Annotated in this window: 38 protein-coding genes; 1 reads left to right on the top strand and 37 read right to left on the bottom strand. The window is 34.8% G+C overall.

All coding sequences use genetic code 11. The features are described 5' to 3' along the window. Window positions 1-89: 89 nt before the first annotated feature. From LQ688_RS06790 to rpsJ, 37 genes are all read right to left on the bottom strand, one after another. The gene (locus LQ688_RS06790; RefSeq protein WP_016998832.1) at window positions 90-551 is read right to left on the bottom strand and encodes a DinB family protein; all 462 of its coding nucleotides are present in this window, start codon (window positions 549-551) and stop codon (window positions 90-92) included. A gap of 225 nt (window positions 552-776) precedes the next feature. Next, window positions 777-1,337, bottom strand: a complete 561-nt coding sequence (locus LQ688_RS06785; RefSeq protein ID WP_182094062.1) for a class I SAM-dependent methyltransferase — start codon at window positions 1,335-1,337, stop codon at window positions 777-779. Between the two features lie 296 nt (window positions 1,338-1,633). Continuing rightward, window positions 1,634-2,026 carry a 30S ribosomal protein S9 gene (rpsI, locus tag LQ688_RS06780; RefSeq protein ID WP_016998830.1) on the bottom strand — a complete coding sequence of 131 codons (393 nt, stop codon included), beginning with the start codon at window positions 2,024-2,026 and terminating at the stop codon, window positions 1,634-1,636. Window positions 2,027-2,045: 19 nt separating this feature from the next. Then, window positions 2,046-2,483 carry a 50S ribosomal protein L13 gene (rplM, locus tag LQ688_RS06775; RefSeq protein WP_016998829.1) on the bottom strand — a complete coding sequence of 146 codons (438 nt, stop codon included), beginning with the start codon at window positions 2,481-2,483 and terminating at the stop codon, window positions 2,046-2,048. A gap of 217 nt (window positions 2,484-2,700) precedes the next feature. Continuing rightward, window positions 2,701-3,495 carry a tRNA pseudouridine(38-40) synthase TruA gene (truA, locus tag LQ688_RS06770; protein ID WP_239724183.1) on the bottom strand — a complete coding sequence of 265 codons (795 nt, stop codon included), beginning with the start codon at window positions 3,493-3,495 and terminating at the stop codon, window positions 2,701-2,703. A 10-nt stretch (window positions 3,496-3,505) separates the two neighbouring features. Further along, window positions 3,506-4,303, bottom strand: coding sequence for an energy-coupling factor transporter transmembrane component T family protein (locus LQ688_RS06765; protein WP_064204190.1), 798 nt, complete (start codon window positions 4,301-4,303; stop codon window positions 3,506-3,508). After that, window positions 4,293-5,159, bottom strand: a complete 867-nt coding sequence (locus LQ688_RS06760) for an energy-coupling factor transporter ATPase (RefSeq protein ID WP_016998826.1) — start codon at window positions 5,157-5,159, stop codon at window positions 4,293-4,295. The genes LQ688_RS06765 and LQ688_RS06760 overlap by 11 nt, the downstream gene beginning before the upstream one ends. After that, window positions 5,156-5,962, bottom strand: coding sequence for an energy-coupling factor transporter ATPase (locus LQ688_RS06755; protein ID WP_239724185.1), 807 nt, complete (start codon window positions 5,960-5,962; stop codon window positions 5,156-5,158). Before LQ688_RS06755 ends, LQ688_RS06760 begins: the two co-directional genes overlap by 4 nt. Before the next feature lie 366 nt (window positions 5,963-6,328). Then, the gene (gene rplQ, locus LQ688_RS06750; RefSeq protein WP_016998824.1) at window positions 6,329-6,694 is read right to left on the bottom strand and encodes a 50S ribosomal protein L17; all 366 of its coding nucleotides are present in this window, start codon (window positions 6,692-6,694) and stop codon (window positions 6,329-6,331) included. 16 nt (window positions 6,695-6,710) lie between these two features. Further along, window positions 6,711-7,655: a DNA-directed RNA polymerase subunit alpha gene (locus LQ688_RS06745; protein ID WP_064204192.1), complete on the bottom strand. Its 945-nt coding sequence runs from the start codon at window positions 7,653-7,655 to the stop codon at window positions 6,711-6,713. Window positions 7,656-7,738: 83 nt separating this feature from the next. After that, a complete protein-coding gene (gene rpsK, locus LQ688_RS06740) occupies window positions 7,739-8,128 on the bottom strand; it encodes a 30S ribosomal protein S11 (RefSeq protein WP_016998822.1) in 390 nt (129 codons plus the stop codon). 22 nt (window positions 8,129-8,150) lie between these two features. Further along, window positions 8,151-8,516 (bottom strand): 30S ribosomal protein S13, encoded by a 366-nt coding sequence (gene rpsM / locus LQ688_RS06735; protein ID WP_016998821.1) that lies wholly within the window; start codon window positions 8,514-8,516, stop codon window positions 8,151-8,153. A gap of 20 nt (window positions 8,517-8,536) precedes the next feature. After that, a complete protein-coding gene (gene rpmJ, locus LQ688_RS06730) occupies window positions 8,537-8,650 on the bottom strand; it encodes a 50S ribosomal protein L36 (RefSeq protein ID WP_003156543.1) in 114 nt (37 codons plus the stop codon). A 32-nt stretch (window positions 8,651-8,682) separates the two neighbouring features. Next, complete coding sequence (gene infA / locus LQ688_RS06725; RefSeq protein WP_001118443.1) at window positions 8,683-8,901, bottom strand: translation initiation factor IF-1; 219 nt, start codon at window positions 8,899-8,901, stop codon at window positions 8,683-8,685. 306 nt (window positions 8,902-9,207) lie between these two features. Next, window positions 9,208-9,858, bottom strand: a complete 651-nt coding sequence (locus LQ688_RS06720) for an adenylate kinase (RefSeq protein WP_016998820.1) — start codon at window positions 9,856-9,858, stop codon at window positions 9,208-9,210. A gap of 18 nt (window positions 9,859-9,876) precedes the next feature. Beyond that, the gene (gene secY, locus LQ688_RS06715) at window positions 9,877-11,178 is read right to left on the bottom strand and encodes a preprotein translocase subunit SecY (protein ID WP_239752695.1); all 1,302 of its coding nucleotides are present in this window, start codon (window positions 11,176-11,178) and stop codon (window positions 9,877-9,879) included. Then, window positions 11,178-11,618 carry a 50S ribosomal protein L15 gene (gene rplO, locus LQ688_RS06710; protein WP_016998818.1) on the bottom strand — a complete coding sequence of 147 codons (441 nt, stop codon included), beginning with the start codon at window positions 11,616-11,618 and terminating at the stop codon, window positions 11,178-11,180. Before rplO ends, secY begins: the two co-directional genes overlap by 1 nt. A gap of 30 nt (window positions 11,619-11,648) precedes the next feature. Beyond that, window positions 11,649-11,828 (bottom strand): 50S ribosomal protein L30, encoded by a 180-nt coding sequence (gene rpmD, locus LQ688_RS06705; RefSeq protein ID WP_016998817.1) that lies wholly within the window; start codon window positions 11,826-11,828, stop codon window positions 11,649-11,651. A 16-nt stretch (window positions 11,829-11,844) separates the two neighbouring features. After that, a complete protein-coding gene (gene rpsE, locus LQ688_RS06700; RefSeq protein WP_239752694.1) occupies window positions 11,845-12,345 on the bottom strand; it encodes a 30S ribosomal protein S5 in 501 nt (166 codons plus the stop codon). Between the two features lie 18 nt (window positions 12,346-12,363). After that, window positions 12,364-12,726, bottom strand: a complete 363-nt coding sequence (gene rplR, locus LQ688_RS06695; RefSeq protein ID WP_016998815.1) for a 50S ribosomal protein L18 — start codon at window positions 12,724-12,726, stop codon at window positions 12,364-12,366. A 27-nt stretch (window positions 12,727-12,753) separates the two neighbouring features. Next, the gene (rplF, locus tag LQ688_RS06690; RefSeq protein ID WP_016998814.1) at window positions 12,754-13,290 is read right to left on the bottom strand and encodes a 50S ribosomal protein L6; all 537 of its coding nucleotides are present in this window, start codon (window positions 13,288-13,290) and stop codon (window positions 12,754-12,756) included. A gap of 29 nt (window positions 13,291-13,319) precedes the next feature. Beyond that, window positions 13,320-13,718, bottom strand: a complete 399-nt coding sequence (gene rpsH / locus LQ688_RS06685) for a 30S ribosomal protein S8 (protein ID WP_016998813.1) — start codon at window positions 13,716-13,718, stop codon at window positions 13,320-13,322. Window positions 13,719-13,748: 30 nt separating this feature from the next. Next, window positions 13,749-13,934, bottom strand: coding sequence for a type Z 30S ribosomal protein S14 (locus LQ688_RS06680; protein ID WP_016998812.1), 186 nt, complete (start codon window positions 13,932-13,934; stop codon window positions 13,749-13,751). A 27-nt stretch (window positions 13,935-13,961) separates the two neighbouring features. Beyond that, complete coding sequence (rplE, locus tag LQ688_RS06675; RefSeq protein ID WP_016998811.1) at window positions 13,962-14,501, bottom strand: 50S ribosomal protein L5; 540 nt, start codon at window positions 14,499-14,501, stop codon at window positions 13,962-13,964. Window positions 14,502-14,526: 25 nt separating this feature from the next. After that, window positions 14,527-14,847: a 50S ribosomal protein L24 gene (gene rplX, locus LQ688_RS06670; RefSeq protein WP_064204193.1), complete on the bottom strand. Its 321-nt coding sequence runs from the start codon at window positions 14,845-14,847 to the stop codon at window positions 14,527-14,529. A gap of 43 nt (window positions 14,848-14,890) precedes the next feature. Then, window positions 14,891-15,259 (bottom strand): 50S ribosomal protein L14, encoded by a 369-nt coding sequence (gene rplN, locus LQ688_RS06665; RefSeq protein ID WP_016998810.1) that lies wholly within the window; start codon window positions 15,257-15,259, stop codon window positions 14,891-14,893. Window positions 15,260-15,292: 33 nt separating this feature from the next. Continuing rightward, window positions 15,293-15,556, bottom strand: a complete 264-nt coding sequence (gene rpsQ / locus LQ688_RS06660; RefSeq protein WP_103268771.1) for a 30S ribosomal protein S17 — start codon at window positions 15,554-15,556, stop codon at window positions 15,293-15,295. Between the two features lie 23 nt (window positions 15,557-15,579). Further along, window positions 15,580-15,795: a 50S ribosomal protein L29 gene (gene rpmC, locus LQ688_RS06655; RefSeq protein WP_016998808.1), complete on the bottom strand. Its 216-nt coding sequence runs from the start codon at window positions 15,793-15,795 to the stop codon at window positions 15,580-15,582. Then, entirely contained in the window at window positions 15,785-16,219 is a 435-nt protein-coding gene (rplP, locus tag LQ688_RS06650; protein WP_070044890.1) for a 50S ribosomal protein L16, read from the bottom strand. Before rplP ends, rpmC begins: the two co-directional genes overlap by 11 nt. A 2-nt stretch (window positions 16,220-16,221) precedes the next feature. Continuing rightward, window positions 16,222-16,875: a 30S ribosomal protein S3 gene (gene rpsC, locus LQ688_RS06645; protein ID WP_016998806.1), complete on the bottom strand. Its 654-nt coding sequence runs from the start codon at window positions 16,873-16,875 to the stop codon at window positions 16,222-16,224. Window positions 16,876-16,903: 28 nt separating this feature from the next. Further along, window positions 16,904-17,269 (bottom strand): 50S ribosomal protein L22, encoded by a 366-nt coding sequence (gene rplV, locus LQ688_RS06640; protein WP_016998805.1) that lies wholly within the window; start codon window positions 17,267-17,269, stop codon window positions 16,904-16,906. 25 nt (window positions 17,270-17,294) lie between these two features. Continuing rightward, window positions 17,295-17,573, bottom strand: coding sequence for a 30S ribosomal protein S19 (gene rpsS / locus LQ688_RS06635; RefSeq protein WP_016998804.1), 279 nt, complete (start codon window positions 17,571-17,573; stop codon window positions 17,295-17,297). A 63-nt stretch (window positions 17,574-17,636) separates the two neighbouring features. Then, window positions 17,637-18,470, bottom strand: coding sequence for a 50S ribosomal protein L2 (rplB, locus tag LQ688_RS06630; RefSeq protein WP_016998803.1), 834 nt, complete (start codon window positions 18,468-18,470; stop codon window positions 17,637-17,639). A 32-nt stretch (window positions 18,471-18,502) separates the two neighbouring features. Next, window positions 18,503-18,781, bottom strand: a complete 279-nt coding sequence (gene rplW / locus LQ688_RS06625) for a 50S ribosomal protein L23 (protein ID WP_103268767.1) — start codon at window positions 18,779-18,781, stop codon at window positions 18,503-18,505. Continuing rightward, window positions 18,781-19,404 (bottom strand): 50S ribosomal protein L4, encoded by a 624-nt coding sequence (gene rplD / locus LQ688_RS06620; protein ID WP_064204194.1) that lies wholly within the window; start codon window positions 19,402-19,404, stop codon window positions 18,781-18,783. Before rplD ends, rplW begins: the two co-directional genes overlap by 1 nt. Before the next feature lie 29 nt (window positions 19,405-19,433). After that, complete coding sequence (gene rplC, locus LQ688_RS06615; protein ID WP_016998800.1) at window positions 19,434-20,096, bottom strand: 50S ribosomal protein L3; 663 nt, start codon at window positions 20,094-20,096, stop codon at window positions 19,434-19,436. A 32-nt stretch (window positions 20,097-20,128) separates the two neighbouring features. Then, on the bottom strand, window positions 20,129-20,437 hold the full coding sequence (rpsJ, locus tag LQ688_RS06610; protein WP_016998799.1) for a 30S ribosomal protein S10: 309 nt from the start codon (window positions 20,435-20,437) through the stop codon (window positions 20,129-20,131). Between the two features lie 313 nt (window positions 20,438-20,750). On the opposite strand from rpsJ, the gene LQ688_RS06605 reads away from it, so the two are divergent. Continuing rightward, window positions 20,751-21,119, top strand: coding sequence for a hypothetical protein (locus tag LQ688_RS06605; RefSeq protein ID WP_016998798.1), 369 nt, complete (start codon window positions 20,751-20,753; stop codon window positions 21,117-21,119). The last annotated feature ends 4 nt before the right edge of the window (window positions 21,120-21,123 follow it).

Raw genomic sequence — 21,123 nt, 5'->3', positions numbered from 1 at the left:
AGGTATTGTTTTAGAAGATAAGACATTAATTTGTTTTAAATGTACAAAAAAACAGGCTGAGACATAATTAAATGTCTCAGCCTAATTAATTATACACCTTGATCGAGTTTATCCATCATAGTTTTCATCAATTTTATTTGTCCAGTATGGTAATTAGTATGCGTAACACCAAAAGGTATTGTTTCAGCAAAAGTTGTCATATTAGCTAATGGCTCATTTCGTTTACGATCTAATTGGTCATCTACAATATTTAATATTCTGTCTAATTGTGTATTTAAAATACCTTTTAGTTCTTTAAATGTTGGTTCAGCGCCAGTAAAGCTTTGAGGTGAAGTACCAGGTGCAAATGACTTTCCTAATTCAGCCCCTAAAGTATTCTCTTCCTCAGTCGTACCAAATACAAACGTTTCATTCGCAACTATGATATGACCTAGCTGCCACTTAATATTATTATTAGCCAACTCTAACTGAAAGTCTGCCTCTTTCTCATCAATATCTTTTATAATATTTGATAACATATTATAAGAAATTTCAAACTGTTCTTTTAGCATATAAATCTTCCCCCTATTATTATTTCATTAATATGAAATATCTCCTCATGATTTGGAAGTTAATCAAGTGACTTTCTACTTTATCTTAATATCCTATATACAACATAACTTGTTATAGCATATGTATCAAGAAACAGGCTTTATTCCATGGACTGTATAGTGAGTATAATTTTATCGTATATTATTTACCAATAGCCAATCTAATATATCTAGAAAACTTTTAGCTTATATATTCTTTTCTGCTACAACTATATAAACAGGCTGATTAGCAATTTTACCTTCTGGATAAAATACATCTACTTTATCAAATCCTGCATCTCGAACTTGTTCTACCATATCTTCTGACGAGACTCTTGGAGCTTTTGTTAAATCTAGCTTTTCTAATTCAATACATAGAAATACGCCTTTATTTTTTAAGACTCTATATATTTCATTTAAAGCCTGCGAAAGTGGACTTACTTCATGCAGTGATATTGATGCAATTGCTCTATCGAATGTTTCGCTACTTAATTGAATATCTTTAAAATCTGATACCAGTGTTTCAATATTCGTAATTTCTTTTTCCTTAGATTTTTTATCTAAATAATTTAAAATGTCTTCATCAAAATCAATTGCAGTTACTTCATCTACGTACTTAGATATTGGAAGACTTATATACCCTACTCCAGCTCCAAGATCTAATACTTTATCCACTTTATTTAGAGAAATAAATGATAGTATATCTTCTACTGGAATTCTTTGTATCGTCTCTAAGTTATTGATTTTCTTTGTTAATTTTTGATTCATTAAAATACCTCCTCAAATAGATAAAACAGAATTTATATATAAATTTAATTATGCTTCTTTGCTTATATCGTGCTTTAATAAAATTTAATTTTAATGCAGTAATTCACTTTTCAAAGATATTAAAGACTTTTTATATCTTTGATTGAATCATAGTAACACCAGATATAATACAAGTCAACTTGGAGGTTTAGAGATTTTAATATATTTTATATAATGATAAAAATATTTATTAGTTAAGTATAAAAAATCCCATAAGCATTTGCTTATGGGAATTAAAATAATATTGGTAAACAATATTAACGTTTTGAGAATTGTGGTGAACGACGAGCGCCTTTAAGACCAGGTTTCATACGTTCTTTCATACGTGGATCACGAGTAAGTAATCCTGCGCGTTTTAATGAAGCACGGTATTCTGGGTCAGCTTCTAACAATGCACGTGCAATTCCGTGACGGATAGCTTGTGCTTGTCCTGTTAAACCGCCACCTTGAACGTTTACTAAAACATCATAGTTTCCTTTAGTTTCAGTTACTTCAAATGGTTGGTTTAAATCTAAAATTAATGATTCAAATGGTAAGTAGTCACGTACGTCACGTTTGTTAATTGTTATGTTACCTTCACCAGGTACTAAACGTACACGTGCTACTGAATGTTTACGACGGCCTGTGCCTTGATATTCAACTTGTGCCAATGTAGTATCCTCCTCTTAATTAACCACGTAACTCGTAGTTTTCAGGTTGTTGTGCAGCATGTGGATGCTCTGCACCAGCATATACGAATAATTTTTTACCTTGTTTTTCACCAAGTTTATTATTTGGTAACATACCTTTGATAGATGTTTCTAATAAACGAACTGGGTTTTTCTCTTTTAATTCACCAGCTGAAATTGATTTGATTCCGCCTGGGTGATTTGAGTGACGGTAGTAAATTTTATCTTGTTCTTTGTTACCTGATAAGTAGATTTTGTCAGCATTGATAATTATAACATTATCTCCTGTATCAACGTGTGGTGTATAAGTTGCTTTATGTTTACCGCGTAAGATTGATGCGATTTCTGATGATAAACGACCTAACGTTTCTCCTTCAGCATCAACAACAAACCATTTGCGATCGATGTTTGCTTCATTAGCCATAAATGTTTGACGCATTATAGTGTCCTCCTAAATTTTAAAAAAGTTCTGGTCAAGATGTATGAATTCGCCTGTACCAAAGAAAAAACATACATCTTATATTCCGTTATCTGATTCCTGCTTCTATATCTTAAAACACAATAAGATTCCGGGGCTTATCGTGGTGGTGATATAAAACAATACCGTTAACTATAATATAATTTATTTCGCTTTTTGTCAATTGATTTCAAACAATTTATATAGAGTTTTTCTTATGAATGTGAATGTGTTCTCCAAACTCTTCTTTGAGTTCTTCTTCGCTAAGATAAATTCTTTCTAAGTATAATCCATGTGCAGGTGCTGTATGTGGCACTTTATTACGATCTCTTTCTTCAAGTAATTTATGAATTTCCTGACCGCTTCTTTTCCCTTCACCTACAAGAATTAAATAAGCTACCATAACGCGTACCATATTATATAGGAAACCAGAACCTGTCACGATAAATTCAAAGCCTTCTTCCGTTTCTACAACTTCACTTTGATAAATTGTTCTTTCTTTGTTTTTTACTTCTGTCTTTTGTGAACAAAAACTTGTAAAATCATGTGTTCCTAAAAATGATTTTGCTGCTTCGTTCATTGCGTTTATATCGACCGGTTTCTTTTGTTGTACTTTTGTATCGTGTTCAAATACTTTTCTAGCTTCGTCTATATAAACTTTGTAACGATATTTTTTACCTACACAATGATATCGACAATGAAATGTATCACTGATTTGTTCTACGCTTTGAACATATATATCTTTTGGTAAAGCAGAATTAAATGCATACTGCCATTTATGTGGAGCGATATTCAAATCTGTATCAAAATGAAAATATTGTTCTATAGCGTGAACGCCTTTATCCGTTCTACTAGAAGGATGAATTCTAACAAATGTACGGTGCATTCTTTTTAGAATTCTTTCAAATTCATATTGGACTGTTCTTTCATGGTGTTGTATTTGAAACCCCATGAATTGTCCTCCATGATATGAAATTTTCACTAACATCCTCAAAATAGGCACCTCAATTTCTTAATAAATATATAACAATTGCTATGATAATAATTGTTGATAATGCTAACGTATCTCTCATACGCCAATTTAACTTACGATATGTTGTTCTAACATTTGATGCATTATATCCTCTTGCTTCCATTGCTACTGCTAAGTCGTCTGCTCTCTTAAAAGCCGAAATGAACATAGGAATTAACAAAGGTATAATAGCTTTAAATCTATTCATAATACTTCCAGACGTAACATCTGAACCTCTTGATGTTTGAGCCTTTATTATTCTTTCCAATTCATCCATTAAAGTTGGGATAAACCTTAAAGATATAGACATCATCATAGCCATTTCGTGAACTGGAAACTTTATTTTTTTTAAGGGTCTTAGCATTGATTCTATTGCATCTGTTAAACTAATTGGGCTTGTAGTAAGGGTCATAATAGTTGAAATCATAACAAGTAACACAAGTCTTAATACAATAAATGTTCCTTGTACTACACCATTTTGTTCAACTGTAAATATTTTAAAATCAATGAGCACAGGACCGCCTTTTGTTACGATTAAGTGCATGACGAATGTAAAGATAAATAGAATCATCACTGGAGTAAGACCTTTAATTAAAAACCAAAGTTTTATTTTTGATAAATACATAATGAATAAAACGGATAAAATCATGAAACAATAACTCAACCACGAATTACAAAAGAATATTAACACCATAAAAAGTAGTACAAAAATCATTTTCATTCGAGAATCAAGTTGGTGAATAATTGTATTACCAGGAATATAACGACCAATTATCAGTTTATCTGTCATGTTTCATCACCCACTTATCATACATATCTTTAAACATTTCTTCAGAAGTTGCAAGTTGATCAAATTGCATATTGTATTTGCGCTCAACTGCTTGTTGTAATTGGATGATTTTTGGAATATCTAAATGTGCTTGTCTCACTAATTCTTCATTAGTAAAAATATTAATAGGTTTATCTTCAGCTATTAATTCTCCTGCTTTAATCACTTTCACTTCATCTGCGTATTTCAAAACGATGTCCATTTGATGAGAAATAAGTATTACTGTAATACCTAAGTCCATTTGTATTTTTCTGAACAAATCCATCATGTCTTGTTGTCCTTTAGGGTCTAAGCCCACTGTAGGCTCATCAAGGACTAATATTTCAGGTTCCATAGCTAATACACCCGCGATAGCTATACGTCGTTTTTGGCCACCTGAGAGCTCGAATGGCGACTTCTTTAATAAAGCATGTTCCATACCTAATAAATCCATTAATTCTTCTGCTCTTTTAACTGCTTTATCTTTATCCATACCATAATTAAGTGGACCGAATATAATATCTTTTTCGACTGTATCTTCGAATAATTGATGTTCTGCAAATTGAAAAACGATGCCAACCTTTTTACGAACAGGGGATAATTTCTTAGATTTTGTCTTTCTATTGATTTCTATTTCATCAATAGTTAACTGCCCTTCAGTTGGCTTTAATATTGCGTTTAAATGTTGGATTAGCGTAGATTTCCCCGACCCAGTTTGTCCTACAACTGCATAAAATTTCGATTCGTTAAAAGTGGTTGAAATATGATTTAACGCTCTATATTGAAATGGCGTTTTTAAACCATAGTCATAACTTACATTATTAAATATAATTTTCATAAGCGATTCACCAACTGTTCAAAAGATGAAAATGCGTAATTATTTAATAACAGGCTATTCATTCTCATTGCGAAAGGTAAATCTAATCCTATTTCAGTTAAATATGCCCCTTCTTTAAATATTTCTTCTGGGACATCTTGTTTATAAACTTTACCTTTATTCATAACGATAATTTCATCAGCTTCTACTGCTTCTTCTAAATCGTGTGTAATTGAAATGACTGTTAAGTGACGTTCATCTTGTATAGTTTTAATTAAATTCATGATGCTTTCTTTTCCTTCAGGGTCTAACATTGCTGTTGCTTCATCTAAAATAATGACATCTGGCGACATAGCTAAAATACCTGCAATTGCAACGCGCTGTTTTTGACCGCCTGACAAATGAGATGGCTCGAATGTCTTCATTTCTAACATACCTACTTCAGTTAATACTTGATCTACAATTGTATGCATAAGACTATATTCTATGCCTTGGTTCTCCATTCCAAACGCAACATCATACTCTACAGTAGAGCCTATAAACTGATTATCAGGATTTTGAAAAACGATACCGATATGTTTTCTAACTTCGTCGATATTTTTTTCAGATACTTTAATATCTTTTACAATAATATCTCCTTCATAATTATTGTTGATACCCATGAGCAATTTAGCAATTGTAGACTTACCTGAACCATTATGGCCAACGATTGATGTCCATTTACCGCGTTTTATATTAAATGTAACATTTTCCAATGCAGTAGGTTCATCTTCATCGTATTTAAATGTAACATTCGAGAACCTAATAATTTCGTTCTGCACCATCTATATTCATCCTTCGAAAATTAATTGTCTCTCTATTTTACAGCATCACGAAAGAAAAGTAATCATATATTGCTTTAAAATACTTTTAATTACTTAAGTTCAAATATAAAAATTAATGTTTGATTATCTTTTAATTTTTTCCATAAAAAAAATCCGTATAAACGGATTTAAAATAAAAAAGCGCGCACTCCACCATAGACGAGTTCACGCGATAAGTCATTCAAATGTGATGGAGTACTCTGAGCTAGACAATATCTATGTGTGGTAAACATTATCATTGCACTCATTTGCTTTGTGTGTGTGTGAAATAAACTGTATTTATAAAGAATGATTGAAGTGACTTGCGTCACTCCAATAAAGAATAAATTATACTAATTCAATAATTACTGACTCTGCTCCGTCACCGCGACGTGGTCCCACTTTCATAATACGAGTGTATCCACCTTGACGCTCTTCGTAACGAGGCGCAACATCATTGAATAATTTTTGTAAAACAGTAATTGTTTTGTCATCTTCTAGGATTTTAACATCACGTAATGTTTGAGCAGCTCTACGACGTGAAGCTAGATCACCTTTTTTACCTAAAGTAATTAAGTTATCGACAACTTTACGTAGTTCTTTAGCACGAGCTTCTGTAGTCTCGATGCGCTCAGAAACGATAAGTTGAGTAGCTAAGTCACGTAACATTGCTTTACGTTGATCCGAAGTACGACCTAATTTTCTGTAACCCATGAATTAACCTCCTTTATTAGTCTTCTTTTCTTAAACCAAGACCAAGATCTTCTAATTTATATTTAACTTCTTCTAGAGACTTACGACCTAAGTTTCTCACTTTCATCATATCTGCCTCAGATTTATCTGCTAATTCTTGTACAGAGTTAATTCCTGCACGTTTTAAACAGTTGTATGAACGCACTGATAGGTCTAATTCTTCTATAGACATTTCTAGTACTTTCTCTTTTTGATCTTCTTCTTTTTCAATCATAATTTCAGCATTTTGTGCTTCATCTGTTAAATTAACAAAAATGTTTAAGTGTTCAGTCATGATTTTAGCGCCTAAAGAAACTGCTTCTTGAGGAGATAAAGAACCATCTGTCCAAACATCTAAAGTTAATTTATCATAATCACTACTTTGCCCTACACGTGTATTTTCAACAGTGTAATTAACACGATTTACTGGAGAATAAAGTGAGTCGATTGGAATGACACCAATTGGCAAATCACTTGTGTTATTTTTTTCCGCTAAAGCGTATCCGCGACCAGTATTAGCAATTAGACGTATTTTAAGGTGACCACCTTTAGATACAGTTGCAATCTTTAACTCTGGGTTTAAGATTTCAACATCACTATCATGCATAATATCTTTCGCAGTAACTTCACCTTCATCTTTAATATCGATTTCAAGTGTTTTATCTTCTTCAGAATAAATTTTAAGTGCTAATTTCTTGATGTTCATAATGATAGTCGTAACGTCTTCAACTACATTTTCGACTGCTGAGAATTCGTGAAGAACACCTTCAATTTCGATATTTTTAACTGCCGCACCTGGTAATGAAGATAATAGGATACGACGTAAGGAGTTGCCTAGTGTTGTACCATAACCACGTTCTAGCGGTTCAACAACGAACTTACCGAATGTAGAATCATCACTAACTTCTATTGTTTCAATTCTAGGTTTTTCGATTTCAATCATTATAAATATATCCTCCTTATAAACGTCGATTAAATTTTATTAATTTCTATCCAGTGACTTTTGAACTTATGAACTAACAAAAATTATACACGACGACGTTTTGGTGGACGACATCCGTTATGAGGTACTGGTGTAACGTCTCTAATAGCTGTAATTTCTAATCCAGCTGATTGTAACGCACGGATCGCTGATTCACGACCTGGGCCAGGACCTTTAACTGTAACTTCTACAGTTTTTAAACCATGTTCCATAGCAGTTTTTGAAGCTGTTTCTGAAGCCATTTGTGCTGCGAATGGAGTTGATTTTTTTGAACCTTTGAATCCTAACGCACCAGCTGAAGACCATGATAATGCATTACCGAAATCATCAGTGATCGTTACGATTGTATTGTTGAATGTTGAGCGAATGTGAGCAACACCACTTTCGATATTCTTTTTCACTCTACGTTTACGAGATACTTGTTTACGTGCCATTTATATGTGCCTCCTTTACTTATTATTTTTTCTTGTTCGCTACTGTTTTAACTGGTCCTTTACGCGTACGCGCATTGTTCTTAGTTTTTTGACCACGAACTGGTAAACCACGACGATGGCGGATACCACGATATGAAGCTATTTCCATTAAACGTTTAATGTTTAAGTTTGTTTCACGACGAAGGTCACCTTCAACTTTGTAGTTATCTACAACTTCACGGATACGACCTAATTCGTCATCTGTTAAATCACGAACACGTGTGTCTTCAGATACGTTTGCTTCTTTAAGAATTTGTTGTGCTGTTGTTTTTCCGATACCATATACGTAAGTTAACGAAATTACTATGCGTTTCTCACGTGGTACGTCAATACCTGCAATACGAGCCATTTATTTACACCTCTCTTTTATTAGCCTTGTTTTTGTTTGTGTTTTGGATTTTCACAAATCACCATTACTTTACCTTTACGACGAATAACTTTACATTTTTCGCAAATTGGTTTTACTGATGGTCTTACTTTCATCTTTGTATACCTCCTTGTATTTGGAGTGACGATTATTTATAACGATAAGTGATTCTTCCGCGTGTTAGGTCATACGGAGACATTTCAACTGTTACTTTGTCGCCAGGTAGAATTCTAATATAATTCATTCGAATTTTACCACTCACGTGTGCCAAAATTTCATGTCCATTTTCTAATTCTACTTTAAACATAGCGTTTGGTAAAGTATCTAATACAGTACCTTCTAATTCGATTACATCTTGTTTAGCCATGATCATTTCCCCCTTTTTCTATTCATTATCGTGAAATACTAATTGTATTTCATGTTTTAAAACCTGGTCCAAAATACGAGACATACTTTAGGTGATTAAATCACATAGAATAAGCACAGGTTTATAAAATTGGGATGATTTTAATACTTAAGATTTGCATTCGACAACACTTCAAATACTTATCGCTTTTAGTAATCACTCCGATTGTATTTCAAAAACCTAAATACTGTCTTGATCCTTAAAATTGAACGCTAACACGCGTTCAAGAACCACCTAAAGCTAGGCGAATTCGGGGTGAAAGCGTCATTACTTTAATGTTTCAAGAATTTGAATAACATCTTCAGTAACATTTTCAATTTCACGAGAACCATCGATGTTTTTCAAAACACCTTGATTTTCATAGAAATCTAAAAGTGGTTTTGTTTGTTTAACATTAACACTTAAACGATTTGCTACTGTCTCAGGATTATCATCTTCACGTTGGTATAGTTTACCGCCATCAAGATCACAGATGCCTTCAACTTTTGGTGGATTAAATACTAAATGATAAGTTGTTCCACATACTTCACAAATACGTCTGCCAGTTAAACGATTCATAAGTTCTTCTTCAGGCACTTGGATGTTAATTACTGCATCAACTTCACGACCTAAGCTACTTAATATATCATTTAATGCATCAGCTTGTTCTACTGTACGAGGAAAACCATCTAGTAAGAATCCTTTTTTCGCATCTTCTTCAGCAAGTCTTTCTCTAACGATACCTATAGTCACTTCATCTGGAACAAGTTCCCCACGATCCATATAAGATTTCGCTTGTTTACCAAGGTCAGTCTCTTCTTTAATCGCTTTACGGAACATATCACCAGTTGAGATATGGGGAATAGGGTATTTCTTAACAATTTCACTCGCTTGAGTTCCTTTACCTGCACCAGGTAAACCCATTAAAATGATGTTCATAAATGCCCTCCTACTTGTTTATCGTCTTCTAAAGCCTCTATACTCTCGTTGATTAAGTTGAGCTTCTAAAGTTTTCATTGTTTCAATAGCAACACCGATAACGATTAGTAAGCTTGTACCACCAACTTGTATAGCTTGTGGTAAGTTCATTAACTTAATAGCTAAAATTGGAATTATAGAAATTACAGCTAAGAAAATTGAACCAACAAATGTTAAACGATAGAGCACTCTAGTGATATATTTTTTAGTTTGTTCACCAGGTCTAATACCCGGTACATAACTACCTTGTTTTTGTAAGTTTTCTGCCATTTTTTCAGGATTAACTTGAACAAATGCATAAAAGTAGGCGAAAGCTATAATTAAAATAACATAGACTATCATTCCAATATTATGAGATGGATCTGCATATCTAGTAACTGTTTGCGCCCAATCTTGTTCTGGGAAGAACAATGTTAAGGTTTTTGGCAACATGAAAAATGCCATTGCAAAAATTACAGGTATAACACCAGCTGCATTAACTTTTAAAGGTAAATATGTTGCTTTTGCAGATAATCCTGCACCTGAACCTTGTTGTTGACGTTTAGCATATTGAATTGGAATTTTACGAATAGCTTGTAGTACATATACTGCACCAACTGTAAGTAAAACCATACCAACAAATAAACCAATCGCTTTTAACCAAGCCATTGTAGTATCATCTGCACCAACAAAGCTTTGTTGGTAAAATTGTATTAATGAGTTTGGTAATGAAGATAATATACCGGCAAAGATAATAATTGAAATACCATTACCTACACCGAATTGTGTTATCTGCTCACCTAACCACATTAAGAAAGCTGTTCCAGCTGTTAATACGAGTGCAATTAAAACATAATTTAAAACTGAAGTATTTTGAATTAAATTACCGCCAAGCATATTATTAAATGAATATGACATACCTAAACCTTGTACGAAAGCTAAAACAATCGTGAAATAACGCGTAAATTGATTAATCTTTTTACGTCCTACCTCACCTTGTTTAACCCACTCAGTGAATTTAGGCACAACATCCATTTGTAATAACTGCATTACAATTGAAGCAGTAATATAAGGCATAATACCCATAGCTAAAATTGAGAAGTTCTGCAAGGCACCTCCACCGAATGTATTAAACAAATCGGTAATACCTTGCGAACCTTTATTTTGATTAAAAGCATCTGGATTAACGCCAGGAGCTGGAATATAAGTCCCAACTTTGAATATAACGAGCATTGCTAGTGTGAATAATATCTTGTTACGAATGTCTTTAGTCTTCAAAAAACTAACGATCGTTTCAAACATTAGATCACCTCATGCGTTCCGCCCTTACCTTCGATTGCTTCAATTGCTGAAGCTGAGAATTTATGAGCTTGTATTGTTAATTTCTTTTCTAATGAACCGTTTCCTAATACTTTGATACCTGATTTCTCAGATTTCACTACACCTGATTCAACTAATAATGCAGGTGTGATTTCAGTTCCATCTTCGAAACGATTTAATTGGTCTAAATTAACAATTGCATAATCTTTACGGTTGATGTTAGAGAATCCACGTTTTGGTAAACGACGGAATAATGGTAATTGACCACCCTCGAAACCTAAACGAGTACCGCCACCTGAACGTGCTTTTTGACCTTTATGTCCACGTCCACTTGTTTTACCGTTACCTGTTGCCATACCACGACCAACACGGTTACGCTCTTTACGAGCACCTTCAACTGGTTTCAATTCATGTAATTTCATTTTGGCACCTCCTTAATACTTTGATTATTATTATTGTTCAGTAACTTTGATTAAGTGATTAATTTTCTCGATTTGCCCACGAATCGCAGGATTGTCTTCAACTATAACAGTTGAGTTTGTCTTTTTTAGTCCTAACGCTTGAACTGTCTTACGTTGAGTTTCAGGGCGACCTATAATGCTACGAGTGAGGGTAATTTCTAATTTAGCCATAGTGTTTTTTCCCTCCTTAATTTAATAATTCTTCTACTGATTTACCGCGTAGACTAGCTACTTGTTCGGCATTTTTAAGTTCTTTAAGTCCTTCAATTGTAGCACGAACCATATTGATTGGTGTGTTTGAACCTAATGATTTACTTAAGATATCAGTGATACCAGCAAGTTCTAATACCGCACGAACTGGTCCACCTGCAATAACACCTGTACCAGGTGCTGCTGGTTTAATTAAAACATTACCTGCACCAAAACGTCCAATAACTTGGTGAGGAGTCGTTCCTTCAACACGTGGAACTGTTACTAAATCTTTTTTAGCAGCTTCTACTGCTTTTTTAATAGCTTCAGGTACTTCTTGTGCTTTACCTGTACCGAAACCTACGCGACCATTTTTGTCTCCAACAACTACTAAAGCTGTGAAACGGAAACGACGACCACCTTTAACTACTTTAGCTACACGGTTAATCGTAACTACGCGCTCTTCAAATTCTTTAACTTCTTCTTCTTTACGACGCATGAGTGTCCCTCCTTTAAATTAAAATTGAAGTCCGTTTTCGCGAGCTGCATCAGCTAATGCTTGAATACGTCCGTGATATAAATATCCTCCACGGTCAAATACTACAGCTTCAACGCCTTTTTCTGACGCACGTTTTGCAACGCTTTCGCCAACTTTAGCTGCAGCTTCTACATTACCTGATTGCTCTATATTTAAGTCTTTATCTAAACTTGATGATTGAGCGATTGTAACACCGTTTACGTCATCAATAACTTGAGCATAAATATGTTTGTTTGAACGATAAACATTTAAACGTGGTTTTTCGCTTGTTCCAGCTAATTTAGAACGCACGCGAGCATGTCTTTTCAAACGAACTTTATTTTTGTCGATTTTAGCGATCATGTTAGTGCTCCTTTCTTATCTTAGTGATTACTTACCAGTTTTACCTTCTTTTTGACGAACATATTCGCCTTCGTAACGAATACCTTTACCTTTATAAGGTTCTGGTGGACGGATTGAACGGATGTAAGATGCAACAGCACCAACACGTTCCTTAGAAATACCTTCTACTTTAATTTTAGTGTTTTTATCTACTGATAATGTGATACCATCTTCAGCAGTAATTTCAACTGGGTGAGAATATCCTACGTTAAGGATGATGTTATTACCTTGCATTTGAGCACGGTAACCTACACCGATAAGTTCTAAGTTTTTCTCAAAACCTTTAGATACACCTTCGATCATGTTAGCGATCAATGCACGAGTTGTGCCATGTACTGTTTTGTGTTCTATAGAGTCAGATGGACGAACAACTTCTAAAGTGTTCTCCTCTTGTTTATATGTCATTTCTTCATTAAAAGTACTAGTTAATTCACCTTTAGATCCTTTTACTGTAATCGTGTTACCTTCGATAGCAACAGTTACGTCTGAAGGAATCTCAATAATTTTCTTTCCAACACGGCTCATTATGTGGGCACCTCCTTATAATTTTATAATTACCAGATATAAGCTAATACTTCTCCACCGATTCCACGTTGTCTAGCAACTTTATCAGTTACAACACCTTCAGATGTAGAGACAAGTGCAATACCTAAACCATTAAGAACTCTTGGAATCTCGTCAGCTTTAGCATAAACACGTAAACCTGGTTTAGAAATACGTTTTAAACCTGTGATAACACGCTCGTTGTTTTGACCATATTTTAGGAACATACGGATAACACCTTGCTTATCATCTTCGATATATTCTACGCTTTTTACGAATCCTTCGTTTTTAAGGATTTCAGCGATTTCTTTTTTAATGTTTGATGCAGGTAACTCTAATTTTTCGTGACGTACCATGTTTGCGTTACGTACGCGAGTTAACATATCTGCAATTGGATCTGACATTGTCATTTGTGTATCCTCCTTTCATTCTTTTGAGTTTTACCAACTAGCTTTACGTACGCCAGGGATTTGGCCTTTGTACGCTAGTTCACGGAAACAAATACGACAAAGTTTGAATTTACGGTATACTGAATGTGGACGTCCACAACGTTCACAACGCGTATATTCACGAACTCCGAATTTTTGTTTACGTTGTTGTTTAGCGATCATTGATTTTTTAGCCACTTAATTAGCCTCCTTTATAATTAGAGATTACTTTTGAAATGGCATACCGAATTGTGTTAACAATTCACGAGCTTCCTCGTCAGTGTTAGCAGTTGTTACGATAACGATATCCATTCCGCGTACTTTACTTACTTTATCATAGTCGATTTCAGGGAAAATTAATTGTTCTTTAACACCTAATGTGTAGTTACCGCGACCGTCAAATGCTTTTTTAGAGATACCGCGGAAGTCACGTACACGTGGTAATGAAACTGAGATTAATTTATCAAAGAATTCATACATTCTTTCTCCACGTAATGTTACTTTTGCACCGATTGGCATACCTTCACGAAGACGGAAAGTCGCAATTGATTTTTTTGCTTTAGTTACTACTGGTTTTTGACCAGTGATTGATTGCAATTCTTCAACAGCTGAATCTAAAACTTTAGAGTTTTGAACCGCATCACCGATACCCATATTTACTACGATTTTTTCGATTTTTGGTACTTCCATTACTGAGCTGTAGTTAAATTTCTTAACTAATTCAGATGAAATTTCATTATTAAACTTTTCTTTTAAACGTGTCAAAGTGGATCCTCCTTTCACTTAATAATTATTCTTTTGATGATTTAATTTCTTCGCCTGATTTTTTAGCGATACGAACTTTTTTACCATCTACTACTTTGAATCCAACACGAGTTGGTTCGTTTGTCTTAGGATCTAGTAATTGAACGTTTGATACATGGATAGTACCTTCTGTTTCTAAGATACCACCTTCTGGATTGAACTGAGTTGGTTTCTGGTGTTTTTTAATAACGTTCACACCTTCTACAACTACGCGTTCTTTCTTAGGTAATGCTTCTAAAACTTTACCAGTTTTACCTTTATCTTTACCTGAGATAACGATTACGTTGTCACCTTTACGTACGTGCATGTGTAGGCACCTCCTTAGGAATTTTGTTTTTTATCATTATAGATTAAAGTACCTCTGGCGCTAGAGAAACTATCTTCATGAAGTTACCTTCACGTAATTCACGCGCTACAGGACCGAATATACGTGTACCACGTGGACCTTTGTCATCACGAATGATTACACATGCATTTTCGTCAAATTTGATGTATGAACCATCTTCACGGCGTACACCTGTTTTAGTACGAACAACAACAGCTTTAACGACTTCACCTTTTTTAACAACGCCGCCTGGTGTAGCATTTTTAACAGTAACAACGATAACGTCACCAATGTTTGCTGTTTTACGACCAGTTCCGCCTAAAACTTTGATTGTTAATACTTCACGAGCACCAGAGTTGTCTGCCACTTTTAAACGTGTTTCTTGTTGGATCATCTTTGTTTGACCTCCCTTATCTTTATACTTCTATTAAATAATTACTGATTCTTCAACGATTTCAACTAGACGGAAATGCTTAGTTGATGATAAAGGACGTGTTTCTGCAATCTTAACGATATCGCCCATTTTTGCTGAATTATTTTCATCATGAGTTTTATATTTTTTTGAATATTTGATTCGTTTACCATATAATTTATGAGTTTTGTAAGTTTCTACAACTACTGTAATAGTTTTATCCATTTTATCTGAAACTACTTTACCAACGTAAACTTTGCGGTCATTTCTTTCGCTCACAGTAATGAACCTCCTTTACTTGATTATTTATTATCTGCTGCTTTCTCTTCTTCGATTTCTCTTTCACGAACGATTGTTTTCAAACGTGCAATCGTTTTTTTAACTTTTCGAATGTTAGCAGTCTCTTCAAGTTGACCAGTTGCTAACTGAAAGCGTAAGTTGAATAATTGTTCTTTAGCTTCTTTAATTTCTTTTTCAATTTCAGTAGTGGTTAAATTTCTGATATCCTTAGCTTTCATTTGTGTCACCACCCAATTCTTCACGTTTTACAAACTTAGATTTAACTGGAAGTTTGTGTGCAGCAAGACGTAATGCTTCACGTGCTACTTCTTCTTGAACACCTGCAACTTCGAACAAGATACGTCCTGGTTTAACTACTGCTACCCAACCTTCAACTGCACCTTTACCAGAACCCATACGTACTTCTAAAGGTTTTTTAGTGTAAGGTGTATGTGGGAATATTTTGATCCATACTTTTCCGCCACGTTTCATATAACGTGTCATTGCGATACGAGCTGATTCAATTTGACGAGATGTAATCCAAGCTGCTGATTGAGCTTGTAAGCCATACTCACCAAATGTTACTTCATTTCCGCCTTTTGAACGACCAGTTGTTTTAGGACGATGTTGACGACGGAATTTAACACGTTTTGGTAATAACATTATTATTTTCCTCCTTCACTAGACTTCTTTGTAGGAAGAACTTCTCCACGGTAGATCCATACTTTAACACCTAGTTTACCGTACGTAGTGTCGGCTTCTTCATGTGCGAAATCAATGTCTGCACGTAGTGTATGAAGTGGAACAGTTCCTTCTGAATATTGTTCTACACGAGCGATATCCGCGCCACCTAGACGACCAGATACTTGTGTTTTGATACCTTTAGCACCCAATTTCATTGCACGTTGGATTGCTTGTTTTTGAGCACGACGGAAAGATACACGATTTTCTAATTGACGAGCAATGTTACCCGCAACTAATGTAGCATCTAAATCAACTTTTTTGATTTCGATAACGTTGATGTGTACTTTTTTGTTAGTCAATGCGTTTAATTTATTACGTAATTTTTCTATTTCTGAACCGCCTTTACCAATAACCATTCCTGGCTTACCAGTGTGGATTGCAATATTGATGCGGTTTGCTGCACGTTCAATTTCAACACTTGAAACTGAAGCTTCTTTTAATGCTTCTGCGATATATTTACGAACTTTTAAGTCTTCATGTAAAAGTGTTGCGAAGTCTTTATCTGCATACCACTTTGCTTCCCAGTCACGAATTACACCGACACGAAGTCCGATTGGATTAATTTTTTGACCCACTATATTCCCTCCTTAATGATTTGGTTAATTATGCTTCTTTAACTTCTTTAGCTTCTTTAACTTCTTTTTCGCCAACTACGATTGTAATGTGGCTAGTACGTTTGTTAATCGCACTTGCACGACCTTGTGCACGTGGACGGAAACGTTTTAATGTAGGTCCTTCATTAGCGTAAGCTTCTCTTACTACTAAAGTATCAGGATTTAAATCATAGTTATGTTCTGCATTTGCTAATGCTGACATTAATAATTTTTCAACAACAGGTGATGTTGCTTTATTCGTTAATTTTAAGATGGCAATTGCTTCTGCCACTTCTTTACCTCTAATAAGATCTAAAACTAATCTCACTTTACGAGGTGCGATTCTTATTGTTCTAGCAACCGCTTTTGCTTCCATTGTGACTTCCTCCTCTTTTTAGAAATTAGCGTTTAGTCTTTCTGTCGTCTGCAGCGTGCCCTTTATAAGTACGTGTAGGAGCAAACTCTCCTAATTTATGACCAACCATGTCTTCAGTAATGAAAACTGGTACGTGTTTACGACCATCATATACTGCAATTGTATGTCCTATAAAATTAGGGAATACTGTTGAACGACGAGACCATGTTTTAATAACTGATTTTTTTTCACCTTCGTTTTGAGCTTCAACTTTTTTCATTAAATGATCATCAACGAAAGGTCCTTTTTTAAGACTACGAGCCATTATGGCGCCTCCCTTCTTATTATTGCGCGCGGCATTTAAGCCGCACACGTAAATAAGGTATTATTATTTTTTCTTACGACCACGAACGATAAATTTAGATGAACGTTGGCTTTTCTTACGAGTTTTCTTACCAAGTGTTGGTTTGCCCCATGGAGACATTGGTGAATCAAGACCGATTGGTGTACGACCTTCACCACCACCGTGTGGGTGATCGTTAGGGTTCATTACAGAACCACGAACTGTAGGACGTTTACCCATCCATCTAGTACGGCCGGCTTTACCAACTGTGATTAATTCGTGAGCAATGTTACCAACTTGTCCGATTGTAGCACGGCAAGTAGATAAAATCATACGAACCTCACCTGATTTAAGACGAACTAGTACGTATTTACCTTCTTTACCAAGTACTTGAGCACTTGTACCAGCAGAACGAACTAATTGTCCACCTTTACCTGGTTTTAATTCGATATTGTGAATTGTAGTACCAACTGGGATATCTTGTAATGCTAATGCGTTACCTAATTTGATATCTGCTTCTGGACCATTGAAAATTTCTTGTCCTACTTTTAAACCTTTAGGAGCAAGGATATATCTTTTCTCACCATCTGCGTATACTACTAATGCAATATTAGCAGAACGGTTTGGATCATATTCAACTGTTGTTACTTTAGCTGGAATTCCATCTTTGTTACGTTTGAAATCAATTACACGGTATTGACGTTTATGACCGCCACCTCTGTGACGAACTGTCAATTTACCTTGGTTGTTACGTCCCGCTTTTCTCGGAAGCGGTTGTAATAATGATTTTTCAGGAGTCGTTGATGTGATTTCAGCGAAATCTGAAGAAGTCATATTACGACGACCATTTGTAATTGGCTTATACTTTTTAAGAGCCATTGTCGTTTTACCTCCTTAATGGTAATTGTTTATTAGTTGAAAAAGTCGATTGATGAACCGTCTTTTAGAGTTACGATTGCTTTACGACGTTTGTTAGTGAAACCATTGTAACGACCAACACGTTTAGCTTTCGCTTTAATGTTCATGATGTTAACTGAGTCTACTTTAACGTCGAAAATTTCTTCGATTGCGATTTTAACTTGTGTCTTATTTGCACGAGTATCTACATCAAATGTGTATTTGTCTAATCCCATATCTGATGAAGATTTCTCTGTGATTACGGGGCGCTTAATAACATCTCTTGCTTCCATTATCCGAGCACCTCCTCTACTTTATCCACAGCTGCTTTTGTTATTACGACTTTGTTAGCGTCTAAAATATCTAAGACGTTTAAACTTTGAGCGTCAATAACTTTTACACTTGGAATGTTACGAGCTGATAATTCAACATTGTTATCTAAAGCATCAACGATGAATAATACTTTTTTAGAAAGTTCTAAATTGCTCATTACATTTTTTAATTCTTTAGTTTTAGGAGCATCAAAATTGAATGCTTCTAATACTGCTAATTCGTTATCATTTGCTTTTGCAGATAATGCAGAACGTAATGCTAAACGACGCATTTTCTTAGGCATTTTGTAAGAATAGCTTCTTGGTGTTGGTCCGAATACGATACCACCACCACGCCATTGTGGCGCACGAATTGTACCTTGACGAGCACGTCCTGTACCTTTTTGTTTCCAAGGTTTACGTCCACCACCACGAACTGCTGAACGATTTTTAACTGCATGAGTACCTTGGCGTAATGAAGCGCGTTGTAAGTTAACTGCTTCAAATAATACGTGTTGGTTTGGTTCGATACCAAATACACTATCATTTAATTCGATAGATCCTGATTTAGAACCATCTACTTTTAATACATCAAAATTAGCCATAATGTTGTTTCCTCCTTTCACCTAAATAATTATTTATTACCTTTTTTGATTGAAGTTGTAAGTTTTACTAAGCCTTTTTTAGGACCTGGAACATTTCCTTTTACAAGAACTACATTGTTCTCTGCATCTACTTTAACGATTTCTAAGTTTTGCATAGTTACTGTGTTTGCTCCCATACGGCCAGGTAATCCTTTACCTTTGAATACTTTAGAAGCATCTGAAGCCATACCCATTGAACCAGGGCTTCTGTGGAAATGAGAACCGTGACTCATTGGTCCACGTGCGAAGTTATGGCGTTTAATTGAGCCTTGGAAACCTTTACCTTTAGAAACGCCTGTTGCATCAATAATGTCTCCTGCTTGGAATGTATCTACAGTGACTTCTTGACCTACCTCGTATGCTGAAACATCTATGTTTCTGAATTCACGAGTGAAGCGCTTAGGTGCTGAACCAGCTTTTTTAGCATGTCCTTCAGCAGCTTTAGTAGCATATTTATTAGATTTACGATCTTTTTTATATGCTTGTTTGTCTTCAAAACCGATTTGTAGAGCGTTATAGCCATCTACTTCTTCAGTTTTCTTTTGTAATACAACGTTTTGACTAGCTTCTACTACAGTTACTGGTATTAATTCACCATTTTCTGCGAATACTTGAGTCATTCCAATTTTTCTTCCTAAGATTCCTTTGGTCATCGAAAGTCGCACCTCCTGTTATTTTGAATGAATTATAATTTGATTTCGATGTCTACACCAGATGGTAAGTTTAAGCCCATAAGAGCATCAACTGTTTTAGGTGTAGGGTTAAGAATGTCGATTAAACGTTTATGCGTACGTTGTTCGAATTGCTCACGTGAATCTTTGTATTTGTGAACGGCACGGATTACTGTATAAACTGATTTTTCAGTTGGTAACGGAATCGGACCAGACACTTGAGCTCCTGAACGTTTAGCAGTTTCAACAATTTTCTCTGCTGATTGATCGATCATGCGGTGATCATACGCTTTTAAACGGATACGAATTTTTTGTTTTGCCATAATTTTCCCTCCTTGTTCGTCTACTTTATAGTGATAGACTTCTCCACGAAAACTCTCTTACACACCGCCATGGCAAAGCGGCCGGGTGTGTCAGTAACCTCTCGCTTCATCGCTTCTTAAAGTCCAACATTAGATATGATACATGATTTGCATCCATTAATCAATAGATAATCATATATTTCTCTAAGTTTTATCTAGCACATACCCATGTATTATAACGGAATTCTTTTACCTTTTCAATAGATAATTTAAAATAGATAATTTGTAATCTAAATGTTATAATGTAAAAAGTATTTTAACAGGTGGTGAAAACATGAAAAGAGGAATCAAGTCAGTATTACTTGTTCTTTCTATTATATTAGTAATTTCTGAACTTTTATTAGCTATTCCTTTTATAGGTGGGAGCATTGTTCTTTCAACTGGTTATAATGCCCTTGTATTTAATGGTTCTTTATATTTCATATCTACATTGATATTGTTAATAGATAATCAAAATTCTGTCAAAGCTATTTTTGTCATACCTTTAATAGGATTAATTGCGAGTTTTATTTCTATCATTCCCGTTGTTGGATGGTTATTACACATATTAATGGTCGTATTAATGGTTATTTTCTTATTTACAATTATAATAGCCCCTGTGTACATTCCATCTAAATCGTTCAAAACTACTTATAAAGATTAAAAAA

Origin of the sequence: Mammaliicoccus sp. J-M40, assembly GCF_022386395.1 — a bacterium.
Taxonomy (GTDB): domain Bacteria; phylum Bacillota; class Bacilli; order Staphylococcales; family Staphylococcaceae; genus Mammaliicoccus; species Mammaliicoccus lentus.
The sequence above is the reverse complement of the archived record's forward strand: the minus strand, read 5'-3'. Positions and strand labels throughout refer to the sequence as shown.

Bases quoted from the DNA above. Each gene is read 5' to 3' on its own strand.
- rpmD (WP_016998817.1), bottom strand. From the start codon at position 11,828: ATGGCTAAATTAGAAATTACCCTCACTCGTAGCATTATAGGTCGCCCT.
- rpsH (WP_016998813.1), bottom strand. From the start codon at position 13,718: ATGACAATGTCAGATCCAATTGCAGATATGTTAACTCGCGTACGTAAC.
- rplO (WP_016998818.1), bottom strand. From the start codon at position 11,618: ATGAAATTACATGAATTGAAACCAGTTGAAGGTGCTCGTAAAGAGCGT.
- rplR (WP_016998815.1), bottom strand. From the start codon at position 12,726: ATGATCGCTAAAATCGACAAAAATAAAGTTCGTTTGAAAAGACATGCT.
- rpsS (WP_016998804.1), bottom strand. From the start codon at position 17,573: ATGGCTCGTAGTCTTAAAAAAGGACCTTTCGTTGATGATCATTTAATG.
- rplB (WP_016998803.1), bottom strand. From the start codon at position 18,470: ATGGCTCTTAAAAAGTATAAGCCAATTACAAATGGTCGTCGTAATATG.
- rpsK (WP_016998822.1), bottom strand. From the start codon at position 8,128: ATGGCACGTAAACAAGTATCTCGTAAACGTAGAGTGAAAAAGAATATC.
- rplF (WP_016998814.1), bottom strand. From the start codon at position 13,290: ATGAGCCGTGTTGGAAAGAAAATTATTGAGATTCCTTCAGACGTAACT.
- rplM (WP_016998829.1), bottom strand. From the start codon at position 2,483: ATGCGTCAAACATTTATGGCTAATGAAGCAAACATCGATCGCAAATGG.
- rplP (WP_070044890.1), bottom strand. From the start codon at position 16,219: ATGTTATTACCAAAACGTGTTAAATTCCGTCGTCAACATCGTCCTAAA.
- rplW (WP_103268767.1), bottom strand. From the start codon at position 18,781: ATGGAAGCAAGAGATGTTATTAAGCGCCCCGTAATCACAGAGAAATCT.
- LQ688_RS06765 (WP_064204190.1), bottom strand. From the start codon at position 4,303: ATGACAGATAAACTGATAATTGGTCGTTATATTCCTGGTAATACAATT.
- rpsM (WP_016998821.1), bottom strand. From the start codon at position 8,516: ATGGCTCGTATTGCAGGTATTGACGTACCACGTGAGAAACGCATAGTA.
- LQ688_RS06790 (WP_016998832.1), bottom strand. From the start codon at position 551: ATGCTAAAAGAACAGTTTGAAATTTCTTATAATATGTTATCAAATATT.
- rplX (WP_064204193.1), bottom strand. From the start codon at position 14,847: ATGCACGTACGTAAAGGTGACAACGTAATCGTTATCTCAGGTAAAGAT.
- secY (WP_239752695.1), bottom strand. From the start codon at position 11,178: ATGTTTGAAACGATCGTTAGTTTTTTGAAGACTAAAGACATTCGTAAC.
- LQ688_RS06745 (WP_064204192.1), bottom strand. From the start codon at position 7,655: ATGATTGAAATCGAAAAACCTAGAATTGAAACAATAGAAGTTAGTGAT.
- rpsE (WP_239752694.1), bottom strand. From the start codon at position 12,345: ATGCGTCGTAAAGAAGAAGAAGTTAAAGAATTTGAAGAGCGCGTAGTT.
- rpmC (WP_016998808.1), bottom strand. From the start codon at position 15,795: ATGAAAGCTAAGGATATCAGAAATTTAACCACTACTGAAATTGAAAAA.
- rplD (WP_064204194.1), bottom strand. From the start codon at position 19,404: ATGGCTAATTTTGATGTATTAAAAGTAGATGGTTCTAAATCAGGATCT.
- LQ688_RS06755 (WP_239724185.1), bottom strand. From the start codon at position 5,962: ATGGTGCAGAACGAAATTATTAGGTTCTCGAATGTTACATTTAAATAC.
- rpmJ (WP_003156543.1), bottom strand. From the start codon at position 8,650: ATGAAAGTAAGACCATCAGTAAAACCAATTTGCGAAAAATGTAAAGTT.
- infA (WP_001118443.1), bottom strand. From the start codon at position 8,901: ATGGCTAAACAAGATGTAATCGAATTAGAAGGTACTGTATTAGATACT.
- LQ688_RS06720 (WP_016998820.1), bottom strand. From the start codon at position 9,858: ATGAACATCATTTTAATGGGTTTACCTGGTGCAGGTAAAGGAACTCAA.
- rplC (WP_016998800.1), bottom strand. From the start codon at position 20,096: ATGACCAAAGGAATCTTAGGAAGAAAAATTGGAATGACTCAAGTATTC.
- LQ688_RS06785 (WP_182094062.1), bottom strand. From the start codon at position 1,337: ATGAATCAAAAATTAACAAAGAAAATCAATAACTTAGAGACGATACAA.
- rplV (WP_016998805.1), bottom strand. From the start codon at position 17,269: ATGGAAGCAAAAGCGGTTGCTAGAACAATAAGAATCGCACCTCGTAAA.
- rpsJ (WP_016998799.1), bottom strand. From the start codon at position 20,437: ATGGCAAAACAAAAAATTCGTATCCGTTTAAAAGCGTATGATCACCGC.
- rplN (WP_016998810.1), bottom strand. From the start codon at position 15,259: ATGATCCAACAAGAAACACGTTTAAAAGTGGCAGACAACTCTGGTGCT.
- rplQ (WP_016998824.1), bottom strand. From the start codon at position 6,694: ATGGGTTACAGAAAATTAGGTCGTACTTCGGATCAACGTAAAGCAATG.
- LQ688_RS06760 (WP_016998826.1), bottom strand. From the start codon at position 5,159: ATGAAAATTATATTTAATAATGTAAGTTATGACTATGGTTTAAAAACG.
- LQ688_RS06605 (WP_016998798.1), top strand. From the start codon at position 20,751: ATGAAAAGAGGAATCAAGTCAGTATTACTTGTTCTTTCTATTATATTA.